Annotated in this window: 13 protein-coding genes; 6 read left to right on the top strand and 7 right to left on the bottom strand. The window is 69.6% G+C overall.

Annotated features, from left to right (window positions below):
• Positions 1-3: 3 nt before the first annotated feature.
• Both NNZ72_RS03960 and NNZ72_RS03955 read right to left on the bottom strand, forming a co-directional pair.
• The gene (locus tag NNZ72_RS03960) at positions 4-666 is read right to left on the bottom strand and encodes an amino acid ABC transporter permease (protein WP_257313029.1); all 663 of its coding nucleotides are present in this window, start codon (positions 664-666) and stop codon (positions 4-6) included.
• 26 nt (positions 667-692) lie between these two features.
• The gene (locus NNZ72_RS03955) at positions 693-2,438 is read right to left on the bottom strand and encodes a thiamine pyrophosphate-binding protein (protein ID WP_257313027.1); all 1,746 of its coding nucleotides are present in this window, start codon (positions 2,436-2,438) and stop codon (positions 693-695) included.
• Between the two features lie 207 nt (positions 2,439-2,645).
• Between NNZ72_RS03955 and NNZ72_RS03950 the strand changes: the two genes are divergently transcribed.
• Entirely contained in the window at positions 2,646-3,554 is a 909-nt protein-coding gene (locus NNZ72_RS03950; RefSeq protein ID WP_257313024.1) for a LysR family transcriptional regulator, read from the top strand.
• An 86-nt stretch (positions 3,555-3,640) separates the two neighbouring features.
• Here the strand turns inward: NNZ72_RS03950 and aldA are convergent, their stop codons facing one another.
• The 5 genes from aldA to NNZ72_RS03925 all read right to left on the bottom strand — a co-directional run bounded on the left by aldA (position 3,641) and on the right by NNZ72_RS03925 (position 9,784).
• Positions 3,641-5,122 carry an aldehyde dehydrogenase gene (gene aldA, locus NNZ72_RS03945; protein ID WP_257313020.1) on the bottom strand — a complete coding sequence of 494 codons (1,482 nt, stop codon included), beginning with the start codon at positions 5,120-5,122 and terminating at the stop codon, positions 3,641-3,643.
• Between the two features lie 28 nt (positions 5,123-5,150).
• Positions 5,151-6,194, bottom strand: a complete 1,044-nt coding sequence (gene pdxA, locus NNZ72_RS03940; protein WP_257313017.1) for a 4-hydroxythreonine-4-phosphate dehydrogenase PdxA — start codon at positions 6,192-6,194, stop codon at positions 5,151-5,153.
• 8 nt (positions 6,195-6,202) lie between these two features.
• The gene (locus NNZ72_RS03935) at positions 6,203-7,186 is read right to left on the bottom strand and encodes an ABC transporter permease (RefSeq protein WP_257313014.1); all 984 of its coding nucleotides are present in this window, start codon (positions 7,184-7,186) and stop codon (positions 6,203-6,205) included.
• Positions 7,174-8,655: a sugar ABC transporter ATP-binding protein gene (locus NNZ72_RS03930; RefSeq protein WP_257313012.1), complete on the bottom strand. Its 1,482-nt coding sequence runs from the start codon at positions 8,653-8,655 to the stop codon at positions 7,174-7,176. The genes NNZ72_RS03935 and NNZ72_RS03930 overlap by 13 nt, the downstream gene beginning before the upstream one ends.
• A gap of 64 nt (positions 8,656-8,719) precedes the next feature.
• Complete coding sequence (locus NNZ72_RS03925; protein WP_257313011.1) at positions 8,720-9,784, bottom strand: ABC transporter substrate-binding protein; 1,065 nt, start codon at positions 9,782-9,784, stop codon at positions 8,720-8,722.
• Positions 9,785-10,002: 218 nt separating this feature from the next.
• Here NNZ72_RS03925 and NNZ72_RS03920 point away from each other — a divergent pair, with 218 nt between their 5' ends.
• The 5 genes from NNZ72_RS03920 to NNZ72_RS03900 all read left to right on the top strand — a co-directional run bounded on the left by NNZ72_RS03920 (position 10,003) and on the right by NNZ72_RS03900 (position 14,909).
• Positions 10,003-10,803, top strand: a complete 801-nt coding sequence (locus NNZ72_RS03920; RefSeq protein WP_257313008.1) for a DeoR/GlpR family DNA-binding transcription regulator — start codon at positions 10,003-10,005, stop codon at positions 10,801-10,803.
• Positions 10,800-11,852 (top strand): four-carbon acid sugar kinase family protein, encoded by a 1,053-nt coding sequence (locus NNZ72_RS03915; protein ID WP_257313005.1) that lies wholly within the window; start codon positions 10,800-10,802, stop codon positions 11,850-11,852. Before NNZ72_RS03920 ends, NNZ72_RS03915 begins: the two co-directional genes overlap by 4 nt.
• 148 nt (positions 11,853-12,000) lie before the next feature.
• Complete coding sequence (locus NNZ72_RS03910) at positions 12,001-12,783, top strand: glycosyltransferase family 25 protein (RefSeq protein WP_257313002.1); 783 nt, start codon at positions 12,001-12,003, stop codon at positions 12,781-12,783.
• Positions 12,780-13,676, top strand: a complete 897-nt coding sequence (locus tag NNZ72_RS03905; RefSeq protein ID WP_257313000.1) for a polysaccharide pyruvyl transferase family protein — start codon at positions 12,780-12,782, stop codon at positions 13,674-13,676. The genes NNZ72_RS03910 and NNZ72_RS03905 overlap by 4 nt, the downstream gene beginning before the upstream one ends.
• A gap of 9 nt (positions 13,677-13,685) precedes the next feature.
• The gene (locus NNZ72_RS03900; protein WP_257312995.1) at positions 13,686-14,909 is read left to right on the top strand and encodes a hypothetical protein; all 1,224 of its coding nucleotides are present in this window, start codon (positions 13,686-13,688) and stop codon (positions 14,907-14,909) included.

Raw genomic sequence — 14,909 nt, 5'->3', positions numbered from 1 at the left:
GGCTCAATCCCGGGTCGAGAGCTTCTTTTCGCCGTAGCGCGCCAGTGCCGTCAGCGGGAACAGGATCGCGAGATAGGCAAGGGCGATGGCGGTGTAGACTTCCAGCGGCTTGTAGCTGTCATGAGCGATGATCTGCCCCTGATAGAGCAAGTCCGGAACGGCGATGATCGAGATCAGGGACGTGTTCTTGAGCTGGATGATCGACTGGTTCAGCATCGGCGGCGCCATGCGTTTCAGCGCCTGCGGGAGGACGATCTTCTTCATGATCTGGTAGGGCGTCATGCCGAGGGCCATGCCCGCCTCGCTCTGGCCGACATCGATGGACACGACCCCGCCGCGGATGATCTCGGCGTAGAAGGCCCCGCCGTAGAGGGAGAGCGCGATCAATCCGGCGGAGACGCCGGACAGCTGGATCCCCGAGAGGATCGGCAGTGCATAGTAGAACCAGATCAGCTGGACCAGCAGCGGCGTGCAGCGGAAGAGCTCCACATAGGCCGCCGCGACGAAGCGCAGCAGCCGGAAGCGGGACAGCATCATCAGCCCGGTGATCAGGCCGACGACGATCCCGAGGATGACGACGGCGATCGTGAACCCGATCGTGACGCCCATCCCTTCGGCAAACAGATATCGATAGTTCCAGAGGAACTGGAAATCCCAAGCATACATGATTGACCGATCCGCTCCTGCGCCGCCTATGCCGTGATCATTTCGTCCAGCGCGGTGGGGTCGACGCCCGTTTTCTGCAGCCACGAATAGACCGGCGGAAGCCGGTTCGCGATGGATTCGACGACGACGTCGATGAAGCACGGGCCGTCGTGGCCGAAGGCCTCGCGGACGGCCGTTTCCAGCTCTTCCGGCGTTTCGACCCGGAAGGAGCGGATGCCGTAGACCGCCGCGAGCTTGTCCATGCTGTAGGCGTTGAAGTCGACGGCGAACGTGCCGTCGTTCGTCCGATCCGCGTCGCTCACCCGCTGCAGCGCCTTGATCCAGCCGAAGCAGGCATTGTTGAAATGGATCAGCACCGCGGGAATGTTCAGCCGCGACAGGGTCTCCAGCTCGCCGGCCGACATCCCGAGCGATCCGTCGCCGAAGAGGCCGACCGGCCGGATTTCCGGCGCGGCGTAATAGGCCCCGATCACCGCGGGTATCGCGTAGCCCAGCCCGCCGAAGAACCGGGGGATGACGAGGCGCGACTGGTCGTCCCTGAGCTTCAGGAAGCGCGTGGAATAGGGGGTCGGCGTGCCGGCGTCGGAGATGACGTTGCAGGGCATGGGCAGGTGCCGGTTGAGGCTCTCGATCACGTATTCCGGCCGGATCGGCACGGTCTCCTGGCGCAGGCTCGGCGCGGCCTGCTCCCAGAAGGCCCTGCGGCGGGCGTTGATCTCGCCGACCCAGCCGGTCGCGGCCGGCCGGTGCGAGGGATCGATCGCGTCGGACAGGGCCTCGAGCACCGCGCGGGCGTCGCCGAAGATGGGCAGGTCGACCTGGTAGGTGTTGGCGATGACCTCGGGATCGAGATCGATCTGCACGATCCGGCAGGCGGCCTCCTGCGCGGGGCGCTGCCAGTTCATCGTGGCGACGGATCCCATGCGGCAGCCGACATAGACGATGAGATCGGCATTCTCCAGCGCCCACAGGGCATGCGGGTGGAAGCCGTTGTCGCCGATGATCCCGATGCTGAGGCGATGGTCGTCGCGCATCGCGCCCTGGCCGGTGATGGTCGTGACGACCGGCACGTCCATGCGCTCGGCAAGCGACGTCAGCGCGGCGGACGCGCCGGAGCGGTTCACGCCGCCGCCGGCAACGATCAGCGGCCTGCGGGCGGCAAGCAGCGCCGCCACGCCGTCCGCGATGGCGTCGGGCTGCGGCTGGACGCGATAGGAGGGGGCGACGCGGCACTGCTGCTCGACATGCAGGGAGACGCCGGCTTCGGGCATCGCCTCGTAGAGGATGTCCTCGGGCAGGGCCAGCACCGTCGCTCCCGGGCGGCCCGCCGTGGCGGTGCGGAAGGCGCGGCGGACGATCTCGGGCAGCTTCGCGACGGAGGGAAGCGTCTCGACATGCTTGGCGACGGGGCGGAAGAGCTCCGCGATCGGCAGTTCCGTCAAGGTGCCCCTGCCGACGCCGGCCCGGGGGATGTCGTTGACCAGGAGGATCACCGGCACGGAGGACTTGTTGGCCTCCGCGACGCCGGGCAGCGCATACATGGCACCGGCGCCGCTCGGCACCTCCGCAACGGCGGGCCGGCCGGAAACGCGGGCATAGCAATCGGCCATGAAAAGCGCGGAACGCTCGTCCCGGCACAGGATGTGGCGGGGCGCCCCGTCGACGGATTTGAGCGCGCCGTAGAGGGCCACGTTCGTATCGCCGGGCACGCCGAAGATCACCTCGACGCCATAGCCGGAAAGCATTTTCACGAGGGCTGTCGCGCCGTTCATTTCGTGACCCTTGTTCGCGATTGCACAGTAGGGTCAAACCTGTCATACGCCTTGAGGGCGTGTCGATACAAGAAATTCGAACAGCCTTTTGCGGAATTTTGTAGTCGGCGTCGCGGCGAGCGGATCGGCGGTCTGCCCTGCGCCTTGCCTTTCGAGGAAGGGCCGTCATCTCGTCCGGACACGGCGGCATCGGGGTGCGGGAGCAAAATGGCCAAGCCAAGCCTGACACTGGTTCAGACGTTCTATCATCTGGCAAAGCACGGGTCCTTCTCCGCGGCATCGCGCGAGCTGAACCTGAGCTACCAGTCGGTGGCAAACCACATCCGCAGGCTCGAGCAGATCCTCGACGGAAAGCTCATCGTCTCGGAACAGGGGGCGAAACGGATTTCCCTCACCCCGAAGGGGACCATCCTCTACAACATCCTCAATCCCGAGCTCGACGTCATGCTCGAGCGGATCAAGACCCTGATCGACACGCAGCGTGCGATCATCCGCATCGGCGTGCCGCAGGGCTTCTTCCTGCACGTGTTCCCCCGCATCATCGCGCAGTTCCGCACGCGCTACCCGGACCATGAGCTCGCCTTCTACGAGCGCGACACAGCCCTCTCCGATCTCGTGCGGAACGGCGACGTCGACGTGCTCATTTCGGAGCGCTATTTCGGCGATCCGATCCTCACCCAGCGGCTTCTGGGCACCTACGAGCTGAGCCTCGTCTATCCCGCGGCCTGGGGACCGGCGCCGCCCCAGGACGGCGTCGTCGAGTGGTTGAGGGGGCGGCCGTTCATCACGCACGAGCCCGGCCAGACCCTGCGCAATATCGCGCTCGACGTCCTCAAGCTCAGGGGACTGGATATCGCTCCGCTCATCTCGGTTTCGAGCAGCACCAGCGTCAAGCGATGCATAGAGGACGGTTTCGGCTTCGGCATTCTCCCGGCGTGGAGCGTGGGCAGCAGGGACACGCAGGTCTCCAGGCTGGCGCTGTCCGGATTGCCGCCCGTGCAGGTCTATTTCGGAATGGCGAGCTTTCTCCAGGACAACCCGGCGGTCCAGCATCTGTATCACTCCTGCCGGAGTGAATTCCTGCACGCGACCGACGTCTCCGACGTCTCGATTTGAATGCGCGGTCCGCTGTCCGGAAAACGGGCGTCCCGCAACGAGCGGACCCCGGGGCGCATCGGCCGCCCCGGGCCCGTGTCGCGAGGCTACCCGCCGTAGGGCATGAGGCCGACCGGCGATGTCCCGGAATAGTTGGCGTAGACGGTCTTCTTGCGCAGGAAGGCCTCCAGCCCGTGGACGCCGTCGTCGCCGCCGAGCCCGCTGTTGCGGTAGCCGTTGTGGAAGCCCTGCAGCGATTCCGGACCGACACGGTTGATGTAGACCTCGCCGAAGTTCACGTCGTTGACGGCGCGCATGATCTTCGAGAAGTCGTTCGTGAACAGATAGGCCGACAGGCCGTAGCGGCTGTCGTTGGCGATGGCGAGCGCCTCGTCGAAATCCGCGACCTTCATGATCGGCACGACCGGCCCGAAGATCTCGTCCTGCATGATCGGCATCGCCGGTTCGACGCCGGTCAGCACGGTCGGCGTCATCCAGTAGCCGCCCGCCACCGGCGGCGTGTCCGGGCGGCCGCCCTTGAGCACGGCCTCCGCACCCGCGCCGATCGCCGCCTCGACGATGCGCTCGACCTTCTCCAGCTCGCGGGCGGAAACCTTCGGGCCGAGGTCCGTCTGTTCCGACAGCGGGTCGCCGAGCCGCAGCGAGCGGCTCGCCGCGACGAACGTCTCCACGAACCGGTCATAGACGCGCGCGTGCACCAGCGTGCGCTCGTTGCAGATGCAGACCTGGCCGCAGTTCATGTAGCGCGAGGTGACGGCGGAGCGGACGGCGAGGTCTATGTCGGCGTCGTCCATGACGATGAAGGGCGCCTTGCCGCCGAGCTCCAGCGAGACCGGCACGAGATTGGCGGACGCCGTCGCCATGATGCGCTTGCCGGTCGGCACGCTGCCGGTCATGGTGATGAGGTTCACGTCCGGATGGGAGGTCAGCGCCTCGCCGATCTCCGCACCGCTGCCCGTCACGATGTTGACGACGCCGGCCGGCACGCCGGCCTTCTCGAACAGGCGCGCCATGTAGAGCGCGGAGAGCGGCGTCTCCTCGTGCGGCTTCAGCACGATCGTGTTGCCGGCGATCATCGACGGGGCGACCTTGCGGCTGACGAGGGCGGCCGGATAGTTCCACGGGATGATCGCCGCGACGACGCCGACGGGCACGCGCTGGATCCAGATCTGCTCGCCGCGCGCGTCCGAGGGCAGGATCTCGCCCTGGATGCGGCGGGCGAATTCCGCGTAGTAGGAGAAGAAGCCGGCCGCGCCGCCGATCTCGCCGCGCGCCTCGAGGATCGGCTTGCCCTGCTCCTGCACGACGATGCGGGCGAGCTCCTCGGCGTTCTCGGTGATCAGCGCGGCGATGCGCTGCATGATCGCGGCCCGTTCGAGCGGGGCGAGCGCCGCCCAGGCGGGCTGGGCCCTGCGGGCGGCGGCCAGCGCCTCGTGCGCCTGCTCGCGGCTCGCATCGGCGACGACGGCGAGCACCGTGCCGTTCGTCGGGTTGAACACCTCGCGCGAACCGCCGCGCCCCTCGACCCGGCGTCCGTCGACCAGCATCGCGTTCTGACTGTTGCTCATTGCGTTTCTCTCCCTGAAGATGTTGCGGTCACGCGACGGCGTCGCGCATGGCGGCGGGCCGCGCCAGATCGAGCGCATAGTCGATCGCCTCCAGCAGGCTGCTCGCCTGCGCCTTGCCGGTGCCGGCGATGTCGAAGGCCGTGCCGTGGTCGACCGAGGTGCGGATGACCGGCAGGCCGAGCGTGACGTTGACGCCGCTGAGCGCCGTCCACTCGCCGGTCGCCGTGTCGACACCGAAGCCGAGCAGCTTCACCGGAATATGCCCCTGGTCGTGATACATGGCGACGACGGCGTCGTACTGGCCGGCGCGCAGCTTGACGAAGACGGTGTCGCCCGGCACCGGGCCGTCCAGCCGGAAGCCGCGTGCACGATAGGCCTCCACCAGCGGCGCGGTGACGTCGATGTCGTGCCGGCCGAAGATGCCGCCCTCCCCGGCATGGGGATTGAGGGCGGCGATCGCGATGCGCGGCTCAGCGATGCCGAGGCTCTTCAGCGTGCGGTGCGTGAGATCGACCACCCGGCCGATGCGCTGCGGCGTCGCCTTCTTCGGCACCTCCTCCAGCGCGCAGTGGGTGGAGACGTGGGTGACGCGGAAATTCTCGTGCGCCAGCATCATCACGCTGTCGCGCACGCCGGTGAGATCGGCGAGAAGCTCGGTGTGACCGGCATAGTCGTGGCCGGCAAGATGCAGCGCCTCCTTGCTGAGCGGGGCCGTGACGATCGCCGTGACGGTGCCGGCGAGCGCCTGCTCGACGGCGATGCGCACCGCCTCGTAGGCCTGCTGGCCGCCCTCGGCGCTGACCTGGCCTATCTCGACGGGCCGGGCGAGGGGGGTCGTCGGCAGGATCGCCGCCGGCGGCGCCTTGGCGATCTCGTCGACGGTGATGGCGGGCGGCGCGGCCATGCCCAGCCGCCGGGCCGTCTCCTGCAGCGTGCCGACGTCGCCCACCAGAAGCAGCCGCAGGTCGCCCTCCGCCAGCCGGTCGGCGAAGGCGGCGAGCGCCTTGATGGAGATCTCCGGCCCGATCCCGGCCGGATCGCCGACGGTGATGGCTATGGTTCTTCTCTCCATTGTGTCTCTCACTTGATTATCAGGATTTTCGACCGGTCGATCGTCAGGAAGACGGCGGCGATCAGCACGGCGCCCTTGATGATGTTCTGCAGATAGGGGTCCATGCCGATCATGTTCATGCCGTTGGAGAGGATCGCGATGATCATCACGCCGAGCACCGTGCCGCGGATGCGGCCGATGCCACCGGTGAGCGGCGTGCCGCCGACGACCACGGCCGCGATCACGTCGAGCTCCAGCCCCTGGGCGAGCTGCGCCGTCGCCGCCATGGTGCGCGCGGCCTGCAGCAGGCCGGCAAGCCCGCAGAGCGTGCCGCACAGCACGAAGACGCCGAGCTTCACCCGGTTGACGGGAATGCCGCTCAGAAGCGCCACCCGCTCGCCGCCGCCGACGGCGCGCACCTCGCGGCCGAAGACGGTGTGGTTGAAGACGACCGCCACGACGAGGAGCGCGGCGAGCGCGATCAGCACGGAATGGGGGATGCCGAAGCTGCGCGACGCATAGACCTGCAGGAAGCCGGGATCGGAAATCGAGACGGGCGCGCCGCGCGTGTAGAGCAGCACGACGCCGCGGTAGATCACCAGCGTTCCGAGCGTGACGATGAAGGACGGGATCTTGCCGTAGGCGAAGAGCACGCCGTTGACGAGGCCGCAGGCGAAGCCGACGAGGACCGCCGGCATGACGGCGAAGGCGCCCATCTGGCTCGACGCGGCGGCCGCGGCAAGCGCGCTCAGCGCGACGATCGAGCCGACCGACAGGTCGATCGAGCCGTTGACGATGACGAAGGTCATCGCCAGCGCCGCCACCAGCAGCACCGTGCTCTGCTGCAGCACGATCAGGCCGTTGTTGACGGTGAGGAAGCGGTCGGACAGGAGGGCGAAGACGACGCAGAGCACGGCCAGCAGCAACACGGGAAACAGGTCCCGGATGCCGCGCCCGCCCGCAAGCTTCGCCGGCGGCGTCGCGACCGCCGCGGATTTCGCTACATCATCCACCTTACCACCTCCTCCTCCGAGGGCCTTGCGCCCGGCGCGAAGCGATGCGAGATCGCGCCCCGGCGCGTAACAATGATCTGGTCCGCCACGCCGATCAGCTCGGCGAGGTCCTCCGTCACCATGAGGATCGTCATGCCCTCGTCGGCGAGCTGCCGCATCAGCCGGTAGATCTCGGCCTTGGCGCCGACGTCGACGCCGCGCGTGGGATTGTTGAGCAGGAGCATCCGCGGCCCGGTCGCCAGGCACTTGCCGAGCACGACCTTCTGCATGTTGCCGCCGGAGAGCGACGACGTCGCCGCGTCGCGGCCTGCGGCCTTGATGCGCAGCCGGGCGATCATCTCGTCGGCCACCCGGCGCCCCGCCGGCCGGTCGACGAAGCCGCCCGCCGTCCTCGGGCGCGCCGCCATCGTCAGGTTCTCCTCGATCGCGAATTCCGGGATCAGCCCCTCGCCGGTGCGGTCGCCCGGCACGTAGGCGATGCCCTGGCGCCAGGCGTCGCGCGGGTCGCCCGGGCGGAACGGCTTGCCGTCGAAGGTCATCCGGCCGGAAAGCACCGGCTCGGCGCCCATGACCGCCTGCAGCATGGCGTCGCCGCCGGAGCCCTTGAGGCCGCCGATGCCGACGATCCGGCCGGCCGGCACGTCGAGCGAGACCGGGCCGAGGCCGGAGCGCGTGACGACGTCCTCGAAGGAGAGCTCGATGCGGGCCTCTTCCCGTGCGGGGGTCGCGGCCGGGAAGATGCCGCCGTCGAACTCGCGCCCGACCATCAGCTCGTGCAGCCGCCCCTCGCTCATGCCGGCGGCCTCGAAGCTGTCGACGAGCGCGCCGTCCTTCAGCACCACCAGCCGGTCGGAAATCTCGAAGACCTCGTTGAGGTGATGCGAGACGAAGGCGACGCCGTGGTCCTGGTCGCGCAGGTTGCGGATGACGGCGAGAAGCCGGTGCGCCTCGCGGTTGTTGAGGAAGGCCGTCGATTCGTCGAAGAAGACGAAGCGCGGCTTCGAGGCGAGCGCACGCGCCACCTCGACGGTCTTCAGCTGGCCGAGGTCGAGGCTGTCGATGTCGGCGGAAACGGAAATGCCGGAGTCCAGCCGGTCGAGGATCGCCTGCGCCTCCGCCTTCAGCTGCTTCCAGTCGACGAGGCCGAGCCGGCGGTAGCGGCGCAGCCGCCCGAGCATCACGTTCTCGGCGATGGTCAGCGAGCGGTTGACGTTGAGCTCCTGGAACACCAGCGCCACGCCCTGGGCCTCCGCCTCGGCGAGGCTTTTCGGCGCATAGGGCGCGCCCTCCAGCGTGACGGTCCCCGTGTCCCAGGGAAAGACGGCGGCGAGCGCCTTCAGCAGGGTCGACTTGCCGGCGCCGTTCTCGCCGACGAGCGAGACCACCTCGCCGCGGCGGAAATCGGCCGAGACGCCCGACAGCGCCTGCGAGGCGCCGAAACTCTTGGAAATGTCGCGAGCGGACAGCATGAAGGCCTCCCGGCCGGCCGGATGCGGGAGGAGAGCGGCAGGCGCTCTCCTCCCTCGGCAGGCTTTACTTGCTGTACTTCATCTCGAAGACGGCGCTTTCGGCATCCTTGTTGTAGGTCTGGGAATGCGCCTTGAAGTCATAGACGGGGACGCCGCCCGGGAAGTCGGCCTTGAACTGCGCCACGCGGTCCTGCGTCAGCGGCAGCAGCTCGAGCTTGATGTTCGCCTTCTCCGCCGGGACCTTGTGGCCGTTCAGATGGTCGTACATCGTCACGAGCGCGAAACCGCCCTGCAGCCAGTGGCCGCCGATGTCGAAGAGGAGCGAACCGGCCTCGACCGCGTCGATGTTCTCCGGGTTGAGGTCCATGCCGACGACGATGATGTCCTTGCCCGGCACCTTGCCGGCGCCGGTGATCGCCGCCATCACGCCCGTCGCCGTGCCGCCGTTCGCGGCCCAGACGCCCTGGACGTTGGGATTGCCCTGCCACAGGCTCTCGAACACGGTCTGCGAGGTGTCGCGCACGAAGTTGCCGTCGACCTCGCCGACGACCACGACCTCCGGATGGGCGTCGAGCGCATCCTGCAGGCCGGCGCGGCGGTCGATCGCGACCGAGGTGCCGGCGGTGCCGTTGACGACGGCGATGTACTTCTTGCCGTCGGCGGCCGGCTCGAGTGCCGCGAACAGCGCCTCGGCCATCTGCTTGCCGGCATCCCGGTCGCTCGGGCCGATGAAGGCGAGGTAGTTCGGGAACTGCTCGGTCTGCGGCGCGAAATCGGCATAGGTGTCGGTCAGGATGACCGGGATGTTGCTCTGGTTGGCGAGCGTCAGGCCCGGCACGGCCGTCGCCCAGTAGGGCGTGAAGATGATGCCGTCGACGCCCTGGGCGACGAGGTCCTCCAGGCTCTTGATCATCTGGTCGGGCTTGTTGTCGGCGTTGAGCACGACGAGCTCGACGCCGAGCTCGCCCGCGCCCTTCTTCATGAAGTCGACATAGGAATTCCAGAACTGCGCGTCCAGCGTCGGCACGACCACGCCGACCGTCGGTTCGTCCGCGGCCTGCGCCGGCGCGACAACGGCTGCGGCCGCCAGCATCAGGCCGGCCGCCATCGACTTGAGAAACGTTCTCATTCTATCTCCTCCACCTTCGGTGTCTCTGACGGAATCTGGCGTTCCGACGCCAGCCTTGCTCCACCCGTCTTCATTGTGCGTCAAAAACCTATCAAGTTTTTCCAAGCTGTCCAGCATGATTTGACGTAATTTGGATTCTTTTTGGAATTTTTTGGAACATCTTGACGAGACGGGCGATCACTCCCTACCCTCGCGCCAACCAGGAGGATCCCCGCCGCATGCTGCCCGCCAAACGACGCGCCCGTATCATCGAACTGCTGCGCACCGAGCACGCGGCCTCGCTGCGCGACATGGCGGAGGCGCTCGACAGCTCGCTGTCCACCGTGCGCCGCGACGTCGAGTACCTGTGCGAGACGGGGCTCCTGCAGCGCACCCACGGCGGCGCGCTCCTGGAGCCGACCGCGCTGAAGACGCTGGAGCCGACGCCGGAGATCGCCTCGGCCATCGCCAGCGCCGAGAAGCAGGCGATCGGCCGGCGGGCCGCCGCGATGATCCAGCCCGGCCAGACGGTGATCTTCGACAGCGGCACGACGACGGCGGCGGCCGCCGTCTCGGCGCGCGAGCGCAACGTGCCCTTCACCGCCGTCACCAACGACCTGACGATCGGCTCCGTGCTCTCCGGCAACGCCGCCATCCACACGACCGTGACGGGCGGGTACGTGCGGCCCGGGTCGGCCACGCTGCTCGGCGCGGGCGCGATGCAGACGCTCACGCGGCTGCGCGCCGACATCGCCTTCATCGGCACGCATGCGCTGACGCAGGAGGCGCTGTCCGACACGTCGATCGAGCTCGCCGAGATCAAGAGCACGATCCTGCGCGCCGCCGACCGCGTCGTGCTGCTCGCCGACAGCGGCAAGTTCTTCAGCACGTCCTTCTGCACCTTCGGCCGGCTCGTCGACGTCCACCTCATCATCACCGACAACAAGCTGCCGCCCGAGCATGCCGCCGCCATCCGCGCCCTCGGCATCCCGCTCGAGATCGTCGAGAGCGCGCCCGTCGGCCTCAGGGGCGTCGCGTGAGCCGGCTGCGGCTCGTCGCCGACGACCTCACGGGCGCGCTCGACAGCGGCTGCGCCTTCGCCGATCCGGCCGCGCCGGTGCGCGTCGCCGTTCCGGGCCGGGCGCTGCCGGCGGGAGACAGGCTCGCCGTCAGCACGGAATCGCGCGACATGGACGAGGCCGCAGCCGTGGCCGCCGTCGCGGCCGCGGTGCGCGCCTTCGCCGGCGCGGGTCCCGATACCCTCTGGTTCAAGAAGATCGACAGCGTGATGCGCGGCCACCCCTTCGCCGAGACGAAGGCAGCCTTCGAGGCGGGCGGCTTCTCCGGCTGCGTCTTCGCCCCCGCCTATCCGGACATGGGGCGGATCACCCGCGACGGCCGGCAATACGTGACGGGCGGGACCGGCGACCCCGTGCCCGTCGGGCCGGGCTTCCGCGAGGCCTTCGGCCGGCTCGGCCTCGCCGTGACCCTCGTCGACGCCGACCGGCAGGAAGTCTTGCGCGAGCAGGTGGCGCGCCTGAGGCAGGCGAAACCGCAGGGCAGGACGCTGTGGGTCGGCACCGGCGGCCTCGCCGCCGTCCTCGGGAAGGCGCGGGCGCCCACCCCCTTCCCGCCCGTCCGCGGCGTGATCGTCGGCACCAACCATCCCGCGACGCGCGCGCAGGTCGCAAGCGCGCTTGCCGACGGCACCGTGGCGGAAGGCATCCCGACCGGTGACAGGCCCCGGCTGCTCGCCCCCGCCCTGACGGCCACGGACGCCGCCGCGACGCACCGTATTCTGCGCCGCCACCTGCCGGAAATCGACGTGTCCGACCCGGAGGAGACGTCCTTCGTCGTCACCGGCGGCGACACGCTCTCGATCGTGCTCGACACGACGGGCGCTGACTTCCTGGAATGCATCGGCGAGGCGGCGACCGGCGTGCCGGTCTCCCGGATCAGCGGCGGCCGATGGCACGGCGTCACCATCCTGTCGAAGTCCGGCGGCTTCGGCGACGCTGCCCTGTTTTCCCGGCTGGTCGCCCGGACGGACGGGCCGGGCCGGCGCGAATCCGCGCGATCCCTCCTCTAGCCGCCTGTCCCGAAAAGCCGGGCGATACGCGGCGCCGCGGAGCGCTAAGCTTCGTTTTCGTCGGTTTTCTGGTGATTGCAGCCGCCTTCCGATTCCCGATCCGATTGTGCCTATTGCCCGCCTGCGCCCGGCCGGGCAGAGTGCCGCCATGTGGCCGATCTACGTCATCAACCTCGACCGGGTCCCCGCGCGTCTGGCCGAAAGCCGCGCCCGGCTCGACGCGGCGGGGCTCGCCTTCCGGCGCGTGCGCGCCGTCGACGGCCGCATGCTCACGGAGGACCAGCTGCGCCGGGTCGGCGCGCCGCGGCCGCGCTTCGCCAAGCGCCCGGTGACGCCCGCCGAGGTCGCCTGCTTCCTCAGCCATCGCAAGGCCTGGGCGGAGATCGCCGCCGGCGACGCGCCGGTCGCGGTCGTGCTGGAGGACGACTTCGTCCTGGAACCCGGCGCCGCCCGCATCCTGGAGCGGCTCGCCCGGCTTCCCTGCACATGGGACATGCTGAAGCTCTACAGCGACGGCGCGCGCCCGATGGTCGAGGCCGTCCCGCTTGCCGGCGGCTACCGCATCGGCACGCCGCTGGTCCTGCCGCCCACGACCGTCGCCTATGCCATCACCCGCCCCGCCGCGCGCGCGCTCACCGCCCTGCCGCCGTCGATCGCCTGGCCGATCGACCTCTACCTCAAGCGCTGGTGGGAGCACGGCGCCTCGATCAAGGTGGTGGAGCCGGCGGTGGTGCGCCCGGACGAGCGGCACGGGCTGACGAGCAGCATCGACGAGAGCCGCAGGCGCATGCGCGCCAACGTCGTGCTGCGCTTCCTGCGCAACGCGGCCTATCAGCTCGATTTCCGCTACAGGATGCACCGCTACGCCGCGATGCGCGCGACCAGGCCGCGCTGGCCGGAGACGGAGCCGGAGGGGAGCGGCGGCGCATGACCGAGGCCCTCCGGCGGACCATCCTGGCGACGCTCGCGGATGCGGCGGCCGCCGGCCCCTATGCGCTGATCGACTATCCCAACTATCTCAATCCCGGCGACGCGGCGATCTGGCTCGGCGCGCGGCGTGCGCTCGAAGCGATCAACGGCCGCCCGCCCGCCTATGCGGCGACGCTGCGCGGCTTTTCGCCCGCGCGCTGCCGGGCGGCCATCGGCGGGGGAACGGTCTATTTCCTCGGCGGCGGCAATTTCGGCGACCTCTACCCGCGCCACCAGCGCCTGCGCCTCGACGTGCTGCGCGCGCTGCCCGGCAATCCGGTCGTCCACCTGCCGATGAGCTGCGCCTTCGCGCCGGCGCCGGACGAGGCGCTGCTCGCCGAGACGCGCGCGCTCTATCGCGACCGCCCGTCGACGCGCCTCTTCGCCCGCGACCGCCGCGCCCGGTCGGAGCTGCAGGAGCGCTTGGGGCTCGACGCCGTAACCTGCCCGGATCTCTGCCACCTGCTTTCCCTCGCCGCCCCGCCGCCGTGTCGGGACCTCGTCCGGCTGATGCGCCGCGATCCGGAAGCCGCGGGCCCTTCGACCGGTCCGGCGCGGGACTGGCGCGACATGCCCGGCCAGCGCCTTGCCAACCGGCTGGGGAAGCTGCTGCTTGCCGCCGCGCCGGCGAGATTGGCGTTGACGGCGCAGGACGGGGTCGCCACGAGAAAGGTGAACCATGCCGTCGCCGCGCTCGCGCGGGGCCGCGCGGTGGAGACGGACCGGCTGCACGCGGCCCTCCTCGCCGCCGCGATCGGCCGCGAAGTCCTGCTGCACGACAATGCGACGGGAAAGGTGCTGGCCTACCGCGAGACCTGGGCGGCGCTGCTGCCCGATCTCTTCCGCCCACAGTGAGACGACGAGATGGCGAGACGAAGACCCGCAGCGAGACTGAGCGTCCACACCTCGGCGGACGGGCTGCGCCGCACCGTGCATTCCGGCCCGCTCGCCCCGCCCGTCTGGTTCGAGCGGAACCGGCCGGGGCCGGGCCTCGCGGCCGGCCCGGTCGCCCCGGATTTCGCGCTCGTCGCCCTCCTCCCCCATGCGATGAAGGCCGGCTACGATATCGAGCCCGACTTCGCCGTCGACCGCACGCTGCTGGAAGGCCTGGCGCACTACCAGGAGGTCTGGCACCGCTGGCGGCCGGACGTCTTCGCCGAGAAGATCGCCATCCGCGCCGAGCCGGTCGAGCGCGTCACCGCCTCGCCAGCCGAGAGGCGCCGGGCCGTCGCCGCCTTCTCCGCGGGCGTCGACAGCAGCTTCACCCTGCTGCGCCATGCCGGCGGCACGGACTGGCCCGGCCGGCGCGATCTCGCATCCGCCGTCATGGTGCACGGCTTCGACATGCCGCTTTCCGCCGCGGAGGGCTTCGCGCGGCTGAGCCGGCGGGGCGAGGCGATCGCCGGCGAGCTCGGCGTCGACTTCTTCACGCTGCGCACCAACTGGCGCGAGACGGCGCCGAACTGGCAGATGAGCTTCGGCGCGGGGCTTGCTGCCGTGCTGCAACAATTTTCGGCCGGCCACGGGACAGGGCTGATCGCCACCGAGGAGGCCTACGACAACGCCTTCACGATCTGGGGCAACAGCTTCTGGAACGACCGGTTCTTCTCGCGCGGGGACTTCCGCATCGAATCGGACGGCGGCGCCTACGACCGCATCGACCGCATCTCGGCACTCGCAAGCCGCCCGGCGATCCTCGCGCAGCTCTCCGTCTGCTGGGCGGGACCGCGCAGCGGCGACAATTGCGGCACCTGCGCCAAATGCGTGCTCACCAAGCTCAACTTCACCGTCGCCGGCGTGCGCGACCCCTGGCCGTTCCCGGAGCCGCTCGACGCCGCCCAGGTCGCGGCGATGCCGATCGGCACCGCCTGGCAGGCCCGTTTCCTCGCCCTGATCGAGCGGCGGCTCGCAGCGCTTCCGGCGCCCGACCCCGTCCTGCTCGAGGCGATCCGCGCCCGGCTCGCCCGCGCCGCCCGCGAGAACGGCCACGGCGCGGCCATCGACCTGCCGAAGATCGCTCGTCCCAAGCCGAAATGGAAGCGCGCCGGCGCCCGCGCCATCGACAGGCTGAAACGCCTGCGGCGCTGA

The sequence above is a fragment of the Shinella pollutisoli genome (assembly GCF_024609765.1).
GTDB classification, from domain to species: Bacteria; Pseudomonadota; Alphaproteobacteria; order Rhizobiales; family Rhizobiaceae; genus Shinella; species Shinella pollutisoli.
This window is presented reverse-complemented; position numbering and strand designations above follow the sequence as displayed.

Excerpts from the sequence above, each read along its gene's own strand:
- NNZ72_RS03960 (WP_257313029.1), bottom strand. The coding sequence starts at position 666 with ATGTATGCTTGGGATTTCCAGTTCCTCTGGAACTATCGATATCTGTTT.
- NNZ72_RS03955 (WP_257313027.1), bottom strand. The coding sequence starts at position 2,438 with ATGAACGGCGCGACAGCCCTCGTGAAAATGCTTTCCGGCTATGGCGTC.
- NNZ72_RS03950 (WP_257313024.1), top strand. The coding sequence starts at position 2,646 with ATGGCCAAGCCAAGCCTGACACTGGTTCAGACGTTCTATCATCTGGCA.
- aldA (WP_257313020.1), bottom strand. The coding sequence starts at position 5,122 with ATGAGCAACAGTCAGAACGCGATGCTGGTCGACGGACGCCGGGTCGAG.
- pdxA (WP_257313017.1), bottom strand. The coding sequence starts at position 6,194 with ATGGAGAGAAGAACCATAGCCATCACCGTCGGCGATCCGGCCGGGATC.
- NNZ72_RS03930 (WP_257313012.1), bottom strand. The coding sequence starts at position 8,655 with ATGCTGTCCGCTCGCGACATTTCCAAGAGTTTCGGCGCCTCGCAGGCG.
- NNZ72_RS03925 (WP_257313011.1), bottom strand. The coding sequence starts at position 9,784 with ATGAGAACGTTTCTCAAGTCGATGGCGGCCGGCCTGATGCTGGCGGCC.
- NNZ72_RS03920 (WP_257313008.1), top strand. The coding sequence starts at position 10,003 with ATGCTGCCCGCCAAACGACGCGCCCGTATCATCGAACTGCTGCGCACC.
- NNZ72_RS03910 (WP_257313002.1), top strand. The coding sequence starts at position 12,001 with ATGTGGCCGATCTACGTCATCAACCTCGACCGGGTCCCCGCGCGTCTG.
- NNZ72_RS03905 (WP_257313000.1), top strand. The coding sequence starts at position 12,780 with ATGACCGAGGCCCTCCGGCGGACCATCCTGGCGACGCTCGCGGATGCG.
- NNZ72_RS03900 (WP_257312995.1), top strand. The coding sequence starts at position 13,686 with ATGGCGAGACGAAGACCCGCAGCGAGACTGAGCGTCCACACCTCGGCG.